At 66.3% G+C, this 11,605-nt stretch carries 11 protein-coding genes; 3 read left to right on the forward strand and 8 right to left on the reverse strand.

Features of this window, described 5'->3' with window-relative positions:
• The first annotated feature begins 54 nt into the window (after window positions 1-54).
• Window positions 55-1,395 (forward strand): phosphotransferase family protein, encoded by a 1,341-nt coding sequence (locus tag AU198_RS14575; RefSeq protein WP_064348858.1) that lies wholly within the window; start codon window positions 55-57, stop codon window positions 1,393-1,395.
• A gap of 101 nt (window positions 1,396-1,496) precedes the next feature.
• Here the strand turns inward: AU198_RS14575 and AU198_RS14580 are convergent, their stop codons facing one another.
• The 3 genes from AU198_RS14580 to AU198_RS14590 are packed head-to-tail and all read right to left on the reverse strand — an operon-like array spanning window position 1,497 to window position 4,825.
• A complete protein-coding gene (locus AU198_RS14580; protein WP_064348859.1) occupies window positions 1,497-2,783 on the reverse strand; it encodes a cytochrome P450 in 1,287 nt (428 codons plus the stop codon).
• Between the two features lie 48 nt (window positions 2,784-2,831).
• A complete protein-coding gene (locus AU198_RS14585) occupies window positions 2,832-3,632 on the reverse strand; it encodes an enoyl-CoA hydratase/isomerase family protein (RefSeq protein WP_064348860.1) in 801 nt (266 codons plus the stop codon).
• Entirely contained in the window at window positions 3,629-4,825 is a 1,197-nt protein-coding gene (locus AU198_RS14590; protein WP_064348861.1) for a cytochrome P450, read from the reverse strand. The genes AU198_RS14585 and AU198_RS14590 overlap by 4 nt, the downstream gene beginning before the upstream one ends.
• Before the next feature lie 91 nt (window positions 4,826-4,916).
• Between AU198_RS14590 and AU198_RS14595 the strand changes: the two genes are divergently transcribed.
• Both AU198_RS14595 and AU198_RS14600 read left to right on the forward strand, forming a co-directional pair.
• Entirely contained in the window at window positions 4,917-5,729 is an 813-nt protein-coding gene (locus tag AU198_RS14595) for an enoyl-CoA hydratase/isomerase family protein (protein WP_064348862.1), read from the forward strand.
• A 2-nt stretch (window positions 5,730-5,731) separates the two neighbouring features.
• Window positions 5,732-6,934 carry an acyl-CoA dehydrogenase family protein gene (locus AU198_RS14600; protein WP_064348863.1) on the forward strand — a complete coding sequence of 401 codons (1,203 nt, stop codon included), beginning with the start codon at window positions 5,732-5,734 and terminating at the stop codon, window positions 6,932-6,934.
• Here AU198_RS14600 and AU198_RS14605 read toward each other — a convergent pair.
• From AU198_RS14605 to AU198_RS14625, 5 genes are read right to left on the reverse strand one after another with little or no spacing between them, the layout of a single operon-like run.
• Window positions 6,906-7,667: an enoyl-CoA hydratase/isomerase family protein gene (locus AU198_RS14605; RefSeq protein WP_064348897.1), complete on the reverse strand. Its 762-nt coding sequence runs from the start codon at window positions 7,665-7,667 to the stop codon at window positions 6,906-6,908. The two genes, AU198_RS14600 and AU198_RS14605, sit on opposite strands and share 29 nt — an antisense overlap.
• Window positions 7,668-7,671: 4 nt before the next feature.
• The gene (locus tag AU198_RS14610; RefSeq protein WP_064348864.1) at window positions 7,672-8,469 is read right to left on the reverse strand and encodes an enoyl-CoA hydratase/isomerase family protein; all 798 of its coding nucleotides are present in this window, start codon (window positions 8,467-8,469) and stop codon (window positions 7,672-7,674) included.
• Window positions 8,470-8,475: 6 nt separating this feature from the next.
• Window positions 8,476-9,330 carry an enoyl-CoA hydratase/isomerase family protein gene (locus AU198_RS14615; protein WP_064348865.1) on the reverse strand — a complete coding sequence of 285 codons (855 nt, stop codon included), beginning with the start codon at window positions 9,328-9,330 and terminating at the stop codon, window positions 8,476-8,478.
• Window positions 9,327-9,554 carry a biotin/lipoyl-containing protein gene (locus AU198_RS14620; RefSeq protein ID WP_064348866.1) on the reverse strand — a complete coding sequence of 76 codons (228 nt, stop codon included), beginning with the start codon at window positions 9,552-9,554 and terminating at the stop codon, window positions 9,327-9,329. Before AU198_RS14620 ends, AU198_RS14615 begins: the two co-directional genes overlap by 4 nt.
• Window positions 9,551-11,572 (reverse strand): alpha-ketoacid dehydrogenase subunit alpha/beta, encoded by a 2,022-nt coding sequence (locus AU198_RS14625; RefSeq protein WP_064348867.1) that lies wholly within the window; start codon window positions 11,570-11,572, stop codon window positions 9,551-9,553. The genes AU198_RS14620 and AU198_RS14625 overlap by 4 nt, the downstream gene beginning before the upstream one ends.
• Window positions 11,573-11,605 lie beyond the last annotated feature (33 nt).

The following is an 11,605-nucleotide window of genomic DNA, read 5'->3' on the forward strand; positions in this document are numbered from 1 at the left end:
CGGCGGCGGAGTCTTTCAGATATTACGAGAGCACACTATCTGTACTATTGTCCAGTGACTGAACACGGCGTGGACTCCGTCGTCGAGGACTGGATCTCAGCGAATATCGGACCGGTGCGCACCATCGAACGCCACCACCGTTGGCGGCCTGCGTGGTTCGTCACCGCAGACCGCGGCGGTCGGGAGGTCGGCCTCTATGTCCGAGGCGATCGCGAGGGGTTCGGCTTCGCCGGCGTCGCGGCGGAGGCAGCGATCCTGCGGGTGATGGAGGCGCACCAGATCCCCGTCCCCCACGTACACGGGGAGATCCCCGAAGCATCGGCGGTCGTGATGGACCTGTTGCCGGGAGTGCCGAATCCGTGTCACACCGAGGATGCTCACGACGTCGACGCGATCATGGACTCCTACGTCGACGCACTCGTGCGTACCCACTCCATCGACCCGGCGGCGTTCGCGGTTGCGAACCTGCGCATCCCCGACGGTGCACGTGCGCTCGCCCTCGACCATTTCGAGACGTTCGTGACCCGCTATCGGAGCAACAAGCGGCGTCCGGAACCGTTACTGGAGTTCGCAATCGGATGGCTGCGGCGCAACGCCCCGGCCCACCGGTCGACCCCGTCGTTCGTTCTCGGTGACACCGGGCAGTACATGGCAGCCGACGGTCGTGTCACCGGCCTGATCGACGTCGAACTCGCTCACATCGGTGACGTCTGCCACGATCTCGCGGGCCTGCGATTGCGCAACGTGACGGAGCCGATGGGCGACCTCGGTAGGGTGTTGCGGCGTTACGAAGCGGCCTCCGGAACACCGTTGGACCGGGCCGCGATCGAGTTCCACACCGCCAAGTTCGCGCTCTGCACGCCGCTCGGTGTCGCGATCGTTCTGCACCTGGACTTACCGCTGACTGACATCGTCCAGTACATCGAGTGGTTCCATCTCCTCTCGCTGCACGCGATCGAATCGATCGCCCGGCAGGCCGACGTCCAGCTATCGGCTGTGTCGTTACCCGATCCGATGCTCACGGCCTATCCCGGCGCGATCGCCGGCCTGGCGTCGATGGTGGAGTCGCTCGCAGTGCCAGCCGGTATCGCCGAGTACCAGCGGTCCGCCGTGGCGAAGGTTGCGCGATTGTGTCACCGCGTGAGCGAGTACGCGCACGCCATCGACGCCGCCGACCTCGATGACATCCAGGATCTGCTCGGGAGTCGACCCGCCGACCGCGCGGAGGGCGACGAGACCCTCGAGAAGTTCGTCCGCACAGCGGCGCCGCATCACGACCCCGCATTGATTGCGCTGCTCCACCGTCGGGTGATGCGCCAACTCCTGCTCATGGAACCGCTCCTGACCGGCGGTCGGATCGGGCACGTGACACCACTGACCGAGCTGCTCGGCTGAGCGGTCAGCATGACCGGAATCCGCACGGCGAATGTCGCATTGTCAATCGCAGACCCGATCTATCTGACGCTCAACGTATTACGTGCCGTGCTGCGCTGAGTTCACCGCACCGGGGTGAGCCGGACCGCAAGCCGCGTGGGCCCACGCAACGAGCTGTGCCGCGACCACGTCGTGTCGCCAACCGCGTCGATCCGCGACACCCGGGAAACGAGTTCACGTAGAACCGCTTGAGCCTCCATCCTCGCCAGCGGAGCACCCACGCACATGTGCGCACCGTAACCGAAGGCGATGTGCGTCCGGGGATTTCGGTCCGCACGGTACTGATCGGGGTCCTCAAACGCGATGGGGTCGCGGTTGGCCGCGCCGAACAACAGAAGGATTCGAGATCCGCGGGGTATCGTGACGCCGGCGATCTCGTAGTCGGCACAGGTGTACCGGTAGAGGTTCTGGATCGGTGTCGTCACGCGCAACTGCTCCTCGACCGCCATGGGGATGAGGTCGGGGTCGGCTCGGATCGTGTCGTACTGGTCGGGGTTGTGCGCCAAGGTGTCGAACATGCCGCCCAGCAGGTTGGTGGTTGTCTCGTTGCCCGCGATCAGCAGGTGGATCGCGATGAGGAACAGCTGCTCATCAGTGAGGCTGCCGTCGCTGTTGTGTTCGAGCAGGCGGCCCACCACGGTGCCGGAGCCTTTCAAACCACCGTGGGCGAACTGGTTCAGGAAGTAGCGGCGCAAGGTGGCCATCGCCGCCATCGACTTCACCGCACCGACGACACCGCGCGGCGTGGGTGAGAAGTCCATGATGCCGACACCGGCTTCCGACCAGTGCCGAAAGTCGTCGGCGTCGCACTCCGGTATGCCGAGGATCTGCGCGATCATCCGGATGGGCATCGGAATCGCCAATCGCTGCACCACATCACAGCCGGGGTCGTCGATGACCTCGGTGACGAGTTCGGTCGCCAGCTTCTCCGTCATCCCCTTCCAGCTGTCCATTGCGCCCTTACTGAAGCCCGGCTGGACCTGCTTGCGCAGCCGAGCATGCTCGTTTCCGTCGGTCAGTACAGCGAGCGGCGCCGAGAACTTGAGCCGGGTGACCCCTTCGGCGCTCGTCACGTATTCGGTATCGCGCAGAGCGGTCCTGACATCGGAGAGTCGGCTCAGAATGAAATTGGACCGCCGGGGGTTGTAGTGGACCCGACCGCTGCGATGGAGTTTCCGGTAGGCCTCAAACGGCGTAGACGCCGTCGCAGGATCCATCGGATCGAAGTCGGTGTTGACCGCGCCCGTCCACCCCCGATACCCACGCGCCCGGTTCTGCACGGCGGCAACGACATTCATCCGGACCGCGTTGGCGAAGGGCCCGATCACCCCGGGAGTGCTGCGCGCCATCTTCGGCCTCCTTGGTTGTCGCTACATCGGCCGGCGGCGTGGGCGCCGCTACCGTCCGCGGAACGTCGGGTCGCGTTTCTCGATGAAGGCCGTCATCCCCTCGGCGACGTCATCGGTGGCTGCCACCTGCTCGACGAGAAGTGCCTCGGTATCGAATGCCGCGGCGCGGTCCACGTCGAGGGCTTGGTTGAGCATCGCCTTGGCGGCGGCGATTCCGCGTGTCGCGCCGCGCGCGAGGCGCTGGGCCCACGCCGTCACTTCCGCGGTGAGCTGATCGTCGGCGACGACCTTGTTCACCAACCCGATGCGATGCGCCTCCTGAGCGGTGATCTCCTCGCCGAACATCAGCAGTTCCTTGGCGATGTTGAACGGCACCTTCCGCGCGAGCAGGTAGGCGGCACCGCCGTCGGGCGCCAGGCCGCGTCGCACGAACAGCTCGATCAGCCGCGCACTTTCGGCGGCGACGATCAGGTCGCACGCCAGGACCATGCTCGCGCCGACACCGGCCGCGACGCCGTTCAGTGCGCAGACGACCGGCTTTTCACAGTCCAATATCGCCGAGACAACGGCCTGTGATCCGGTGCGAAGCCTGCGCGCGGCGTCGCCGGCGACCCGGTCCTGGCTCGGCCGCATCTCGGGGTCGCGCAGGTTGGGGCCGGTGCAGAAGTGCCTGGTGCCCGCGCCGGTCAACACGACGGCACGAATGCCGGGATCACTCGATGCGCGCTCCAAGTTGTCGATGAGGTCCCGCTGCATCGCCCGGGTCACGGAGTTGCCGACGTCCGGGCGGTCCAGTACCAACCACCGCACCCCGTCCTCGGTGCGCGCGGTCAGTCCGGTGGCGCTCACAGCAGGATCGGCACGCTCGCCGGACCGCGCACCGAGTTGGTGTGGACGTATTCGACGGCGTCCTCGTCCACCTCCCACGTCGGGAAACGGGCCAGGGTTTCCTCGATGGCCACCCTGGCCTCCAGTCGGGCGAGCGCGGCGCCCAGGCAGAAGTGCGCGCCGTGGCCGAAACTGAGGTGCCGGATGCCGGTGCGGTTGACGTCGAAGACGTCGGGGTTCGGGTACTGGCGTTCGTCACGCCCGGCCGAGCCCGTCAACAGCGCGACCTTGGAGTCGGCTGGTATCACGGTGTCGTGAAAGGTGGTGTCGTGCAGAGTGAAGCGGCCCTGCACGGGCGACGGTGCCTCATATCGCAGTAGTTCCTCGACCGCGCCGCCGATGAGGCCGGGGTTCTCGACGAGCTTTGCGCGTTCGCCAGGAAAGCGCGCGAGCGTCAACGCCGTCCAGCCGAGCAGTCGCGCGACGGTCTCGTTGCCCGCGACGTTGATGAGCGCGATGAAGAACAGGACTTCGCCGTCGTCGAGACGACGAGTTTCTCGGCCGGGCTGCACCAGGTCGGAGTCCATCAGGTTGCCGACGATATCGCTGGTGCTGTTCACCCGGCGCTTCTGAATCTGTTCTTTGTAATACCCGAAGAGCTTCTCGTTGGCCTGTTGGCCCAACTCGCTGAGCTCCGCAGTGCCCTCCTCGCGGTGAAGCTGCAGATCCGTCCACTCACGCAGATTGTCATGGTCTTCTTCCGGGAAGCCCAACAGCGAACTGATCACCATGACCGGTAGCTTCATGGAGAAGTCACGAACGTAGTCGAATCCCCCGCTGCCGACATGGGGATCCAGATATCCGCGGCATAGCATGCGTACCCGGTCCTCGAGCTCGGCGATCTTGCTGCGAAAGAATGTGCGGTTGACCATTTTTCGCATAGCCGTGTGGTCGGGCGGATCCATCATGATCATCGCCTTCGGCGGCGGCCACGGTTCGGGCGTGATCGCATCCAGCGTGATGCCGTGCTCGGAAGAGAACGTCTCGGTGTCGAGGGAGGCCGACAGCACGTCGTCGAACCGGCTCAACGCGTAAAAGTCGTACTGCTCGTTGTAGTAGACAGGCGCCTCATCGCGCAGTCGTCGCCACACCTCGTACGGATTCTTGTGTAGGGCACGGTCGAACGGATCCCAGCGCAACTCCGCTGTCACCATCGGCTGGTCCTTTCCTGGGTGGACAGGCGTTAAACAATGGTACACTCCGCGTAATTCTGTACAACACTGAAGTCGAGGAGGGACGGGCAGGTTGGAAACGCGGACCCTGGACCATGTCATCTATGAGAAGGACGGTCCGATCGCCCGGATCATTCTCAACAATCCCGAACGTGCCAACGCCCAGACCTCCCAGATGGTGCACAGCGTCAACGAGGCGCTCGACGACGCGCAGTACGACTATGACATCAAGGTCGTCATCATCAAGGCCAACGGAAAGGGTTTCTGCTCGGGTCACGTACCCGACGGGAGCTACCCGGAGTTCAAGGCGGAGTTGGACGCCTCGGGCAAGGTGTGGCGTTCGGCTGCACAACTGTTCCTGTGGCCGGTTTTGAAGCTGTGGGAGTTTCCGAAACCGGTCATCGCTCAGGTGCACGGATACGCGATCGGCGGCGGTACGACCTGGGCTTTGCTGCCCGAGATCACGGTCTGTTCCGACGACGCCTGGTTCCAGATGCCGCTTGTGCCCGGGTTTGGGCTGCCGGGGGCCGAGACGATGTTCGAGCCCTGGGTGTTCATGAACTACAAGCGTGCCGCGGAGTACCTCTATACCGCGCAGAGGATCTCGGCCGAGCAGGCCCTGGAGTTCGGGTTGGTCAACCGCGTCGTACCGGCCGATGAACTCGAGAGCACCGTCGAGGAACTGGCCGCCAAGATCGCCAAGGCGCCGCTGATCACGCTGCAGGCCACGAAGGCGGGCATCATGCGGGCCTGGGAGACCATGGGCTTTCGCACCCACCAGCAGGCCACCAACGACCTGCAGGCGGTCGTCACCGGGTCGAAGGAGTTCCAGGAGTACATGCGGGAGCTGATGAAGAGGGCAGCCAAACCCGCCGACCGGGTCTGAGCATGCCGCTGAGGCCGATCGTCCGGTTCGGCGGCGGGGAACACGTCGAGCGGTTGCGCGAGTCGGTCCGCAACTGGCTGGCCGACAACTTGCCTGACGAGTTCCGCCGCACCGCCGCCAATCCCGACTACCTGCCCCGGGACGGCCACGAACGGGCGGTGGCATTCTGTCGCATGCTGCACGCCCAGGGCTGGTTCGTTCCGCACTGGCCCGCGGAGTACGAAGGCGGCGGCCTCGGCGTCGTCGAACAGGTGGTCATCAGGGAGGAACTCGCCTACGCGGGGGCGCCGCTGGTCAACACCAACGGGGTGAACATGCTGGCGCCGGTGCTCTTTCGCTTCGGCACCCCCGAACAACAGCAGGAGCACCTGCCGCTGATCGCGCGCTCGGAGCGGATGTGGGCGCAGGGGTACTCCGAACCCGAGGCCGGATCCGATCTGGCAGCGTTGCGGATGACCGCGCGTCGCCACGGCGATCACTACGTGCTCAACGGGCAGAAGACGTGGACGAGCAACGGCGTGCTGGCCGACTGGATCTTCGTGCTCGCCAGGACCTCGCCCGTGGGCGAGAAGCGGCAGGCGGGGATCTCGTTCTTCCTCGTCGACCTCTCCAGCCCGGGCATCACCCGCCGGCCCATCAGGTCGATGACGGGTTACCCGACATTCGCCGAGGAGTTCTTCGACGATGTGCGGGTGCCCGCGGCGAACCTGGTCGGCGCGGAGGGTGACGGCTGGAAGGTCGCCAAGGCTCTGCTGAACGCCGAACGATCGAACGTGACCCGTGCCGCGCAGGCGCAGCGCTATCTCGACGAGCTCGTCGACTGGTGCCATGCGCAGCGCGGGAAACCCCATGACCCGTTGACGGATCCGACCAACCGGCTGGCGCTGGCACGGGCGGTCGAGCGGGTGGAGGTGGGACGGATCCTGTCCTACCGGATCGCACACCTACAGGCGGCGGGATCGTTGGATCCGGCGCTGCCGTCGCTGTCCAAGCTGTACCACTCGGAACTGACTGCCGAGCTTCGCGCACTGGGCGCCCGGATCCTGGGCCCTGCGGGCGCGCTGATGCCGGACGACCCCGAGGCCGTGCTGGACGGTCACTTCTCGGAAGGCCTGCTGCTGTCGCTGCTGCACACCATCGGCGGCGGTACCAGCGATATTCAGCGGGACCTGATCTCTACCACCGGTCTCGGCTTGCCGCGCTAGCCGAGCGCTGCTGGGCGACGGTCGCCATCGCCAGCTCCAGCGGGTGGAAGGCCGCCAGCTGGGCGGTCTCCACCGAGTTGATCAGACGCTTGGTCATCTCCATCGCCGCGGAATCGGCCTGTGCCAGTTCGTCGAGAACGGCGAGCGCACGGTCGACCGCGGTGCCGGGCTCGGCGAGGTCGGTGACCAGGCCGACGTCTGCAGCGTCGGACGCCGCAAGTCGCTTCCCGCGCAACAGCAGTGCGGCGGCGCGCTGCCTGCCCAGCTGGTGGGTCAGCCGCCAGGCCAAGCCGCCGTCCGGGACGACGGCGCGAGCGACGAACGGAGCACTGAAGAAGGCGTCGGTTGCGGCAACGACGAGATCACACGACAGCGCGAGGCTCCACCCGAGGCCCACCGCGGCGCCCTCCACCGCGGCGACGGTCGGCACCGGGACCGCCTTGAGCTGCTCCATGACTCGCTGCGCATGCTCGACCCGGCCCGCCGGCCCGAGCGGGCCCGCACCGTGCGCCGGACCGCTCTTCAAATCCCCGCCCGCACAGAAGAATCCGCCCGCACCGGCCAGGACGACGCCGCGCACATCGGGGTCGGCAGCCACCGCCGTCAACTGATCGGACAACTCGGTCCACGACCCGTAACGCAACGCATTACGCTGCGCCGGGCGGTTCAGCAGCAGCAACGCGACGGCGCCCCTGTCCTCACGTACCACCAGCGGTGTCGTGCCATCGGACATCACGTCACCGATTCAGAAACTTGTCGATCGCGGCCCGGTGCTCTTCAGTGGTGAAACACTCTGTCTCCGCGGATATCCCGTAGTCCAGGATGGCCGTCACCGCGCGTTCGGCGTGCAGGTTCAACGTCCGCTTGGTGTCTTGGACGGCACGCGGGGGAAGGGCCGCCAGCCGGTGCGCCAGCGCGAGTCCTTCCTGTTTGATCGCGTCGTGCGGTACCACTCGATTCGCCAAACCGAGTTCGACCGCCTTGGCAGCGGGGATACGCTCGCCGAGAAGCAGGTACTCCTTCGCCTTCATCAGGCTCATCATCAGCGGCCACAGCACCGAGCCACCGTCACCGGCGACCAGGCCGCTGGCGACGTGGGTGTCGGCGAGGAACGCCCGATCGGACATCAAGGTGATGTCACACAGAACGGCGATGCTGCAACCGAATCCGACCGCGGGACCGTTCACGGCGGCGACGATCGGCAGCGGGAAATCGATCATGTCGCGCACGATGCGGCGGGCGTCGCGCATCCCCTCGCGCCGGGTGACCGGGTTGTTGACGTGCGTCTCCAGCCACTCCACCAGGTTGCCGCCCGCCGAGAAGTAGTCGCCGGTCCCGGTGATGAGCACCGCGCGGGCCTCGGAGTCCTCGCCCAACGTGGTCCACAGCCGGGCGAACGCGCCATGCATCGCATTGTTGACCGCATTGGCATCACCGGGGTTGTTCAGGGTCACGATTCGGACGGGACCGTCGCTGGCCACGAGGATCTCGTCGCATCCGGTGAGCTCCGAGGAGCCGGTCGGCAGTTCTGTCAACGGCAGCTAATCCTTTCCGGGGTCAGACGGCATCCACGCCGCCCGACGGGTCTGCACGAACGCGTCGCGGTCGGAATCGATCGACCATCGCGGCGAACGCTTTTCGAGGAAGGCGGAGAACGCCTCGATCTGCTCGGAGGTTCCGATCGACGACCAGTAGCCGCTGACGTCGACCGCGGGCAGGGCACGTGCCATCTCGCGCTTCATCGCCGCGCGTGCTGCGGGGCCGGTATTGCGGACCCGGTCCAGTAGCGCCTGCGTCTCCGCAGCCAGCGTGTCGTGGGGCACGACCTTGCCAACCAGCCCGTAACGCTCGGCGTCGGCGGCGTCGAGCCAGTCGTTTCCGTAGATCATGTGATTGGCACGCAATGTTCCGATCCGCTGCGGAAGGCGCGCGGCGACGTACGCCTCGTAGACGCCCCGGGTCAGATCGGGAACCCGAAGGCGGGCCCGGTCCGACGCGATCACGAGGTCGGCGAACAGAGTCATCACCAGGCCGCCGCCCATCGCGATGCCGTTGACCGCGCACACGACGATCTTGGGGATCTTGCCGAGCACTTCGAAAGGTGTCGCGTCGTACGCCTCGGTGAACGCATCCCAGGATCGGTCGGGGTTGCCCACCGCGTTCATGTCACCGCCGGCGCAGAACACGTCATCGGTTCCGGTGATCACCAGGAACTGCAGCGCTCGTTCGTCCGCGACGATCATCGCGGCACGCTTGATCCCGTGGTAGCCGTCGGCGGTGACGGCGTTGCGTTTCTTCGGACGGTTGATGGTGACGGTCAGTGTGTCGCCGACGATTTCGCCGATCAGCTCGGGCGCACCCAGATCGACGCTCAGCGACTCGGGCAGCCCGGTCATGCGATCACGGCAACGAGTTCGCCGACGCTGTAGGTGCCACCGACCTCGACCTTCCAGGTCACGACACCGGACGTCGGGGCCTCGATATCCATTTCCACCTTGTCGGTGGCGATTGCGTACAGCGGCTCGCCTTCGCTGACCGTTCCGCCGTCGGGGACGTGAATCTCGGTCAGTTCGGCTTCGGTGATCGCGTCGCCCGGCTTGGGAATTCGTATCTCGGTCATGTGATCCTCCTGACGGCCTCGCTGAGCTTCCCGGCGTCAGGGCGGCAGGCCGCCTCCAGCGTCGCGGCCCGCGGCACCGGGGTGTAGGTGCCCGCCACGCGCTGGATCGGCGCCGCGAGCTCGCCGAAGAGCTCGGTGCCGACGGCGGCGGCGATCTCGGCGCCCGGCCCGCAGAAGCCGACCGATTCATGGGCGACGACAAGGTGTTTGGTCCTTCCGACCGAATCCAGAACGGCTTGGAGGTCCAGCGGGACGAGCGTCCGCAGATCGAGGACCTCGACCGAGACGCCCTCGTCCTGGAGTGTGTTCGCCGCCTCCAAGGCTGCGTGCACCATGACGCCGTAGGTGCAGATGGTGACGTCGCTACCGGCCCGCTTGATATCGGCCTGCCCGAGCGGAATGACGTAGTCGGCCACCGGAACCGGCCCCTTGCCGCCGCCGTAGTACAGCTTCATCGATTCGATGAACAGGCATGGGTCGTCCTCCCGCAGGCACGCATTGAGCAGACCCGCGGCATCCGCCGCGGTGCTGGGCCAGACGACCTTGAGCCCCGGTGAGTGCATCGCCCAGGCCTCGACGGCTTGCGAATGCTGGGGGCCGGCACCGGTTCCCACCATTGTCCGGATCACCAACGGTGCGCCTCGACGGCCGTCGGACATGTAGCGGACCTTCGCAGCGTGGTTGGTGATCTGGTCCATCGCCACACCGAGGAAGTCCATGAACATCAATTCCGCGACCGGGCGCAGACCGGCGAGCGAAGCACCGAGGGCCGCCCCGATGATCGACGACTCCGCGATCGGGGTGTCACGCACCCGCTGCTCGCCGTACTTGGCCGAGAGCCCCGCGGTGATCTTGAACATGCCGCCGCCGGAGCGATCGCCGATGTCCTCGCCCAGCAGGATGATCGAGTCGTCGGCGGCCATCGCTCGGTCGAGGGTGCGATGAATCGCCTGCACCAGCCCGAGGTCCTCGGTCTCACCTTCGGGCAGCGACACACGCGCCGCCGTGCCCGGGGCCAACTCAGACCCGTTGTCCGCGAACACATCGTTCGTGAGTTCCTCGGCCTCGAGTGACTCGGCGTCGCGGGCGGCGGCGAAGGCGGATTCGACCTTTTCCGACACTTCGGCGTCGATCCGATCGAGGTCGTCGGCGGTGGCGGTCCCCTCCTCGACCAGTCGGCGCCGGTAGCGATCGAACGGCGGGTCGGCGCGTCTGGCCGCCAGCTCGTCGGGATCGGCGTAGGCCATGCCGTCACCGAAGTAGTGGCCCTGCAACCGGTAGGCGACCGCCTCGACGAACGTGGGACCGTCGCCCGATCGTGCGCGTGCGACGGCCTCTGACACGGCGTGGTGGACGGCCTGGGGGTCGGTGCCGTCGACCGTCGCGCCTGGCATGTCGTATCCGGCGGCCCGGTCCGACAGCCGGGCGGTCCGGGTGTATCGCGACATCGCCGTGCACTCCGCCCACGCGTTGTTCTGGCAGAAGAACACCACCGGAAGGGACCACAGCGCCGCCATGTTCATCGCCTCGTGCATATAGCCGATGCTGGTGGCACCGTCGCCGAAGCTGACGAGCACCACCTGCCCGGTGCCGCGGATCGACGCGGCCAGTGCGATGCCGTTCGCGATCAGCGGACCCGCCCCCACGATGCCCGTCGTCCACGCGATGCCATGGTCGGGATCGGAGATTCCCATGGCACCGGCCTTACCTCGAGACAGCCCGGTGTTTCGACCGAGGATCTCGCCGAAATAGCCGGCCAGGTCGATGCCCTTGGCGACGACATCGCCCAGACCGCGGTACGTGCTGACGAGTTGATCGGTGTCGGACAGCGCCAGCGCGGCACCTGCCGACATCGCCTCCTGACCGTCGACGGGCCAATAGCTCATCGCGATCTCACCCGAAGACAAGCCTTTTCGGATCCGTTGATCGGCGTGCTGCACCTTGCTCATCAGGCGGTACAACTCGATCGCGCGATCGTTGGTCGATGACTGTGCCTCGGTGTCCAACTGGGTGGCCATTGAATCTCCTTGCCCGCGCACTTCGGCTGCGGC

It is taken from the genome of Mycobacterium sp. GA-1199 (genome assembly GCF_001500045.1).
Lineage (GTDB): Bacteria > Actinomycetota > Actinomycetes > Mycobacteriales > Mycobacteriaceae > Mycobacterium.

Excerpts from the sequence above, each read along its gene's own strand:
- AU198_RS14600 (WP_064348863.1), top strand. The coding sequence starts at position 5,732 with ATGCCGCTGAGGCCGATCGTCCGGTTCGGCGGCGGGGAACACGTCGAG.
- AU198_RS14580 (WP_064348859.1), bottom strand. The coding sequence starts at position 2,783 with ATGGCGCGCAGCACTCCCGGGGTGATCGGGCCCTTCGCCAACGCGGTC.
- AU198_RS14590 (WP_064348861.1), bottom strand. The coding sequence starts at position 4,825 with ATGGTGACAGCGGAGTTGCGCTGGGATCCGTTCGACCGTGCCCTACAC.
- AU198_RS14620 (WP_064348866.1), bottom strand. The coding sequence starts at position 9,554 with ATGACCGAGATACGAATTCCCAAGCCGGGCGACGCGATCACCGAAGCC.
- AU198_RS14625 (WP_064348867.1), bottom strand. The coding sequence starts at position 11,572 with ATGGCCACCCAGTTGGACACCGAGGCACAGTCATCGACCAACGATCGC.
- AU198_RS14615 (WP_064348865.1), bottom strand. The coding sequence starts at position 9,330 with ATGACCGGGCTGCCCGAGTCGCTGAGCGTCGATCTGGGTGCGCCCGAG.
- AU198_RS14605 (WP_064348897.1), bottom strand. The coding sequence starts at position 7,667 with ATGTCCGATGGCACGACACCGCTGGTGGTACGTGAGGACAGGGGCGCC.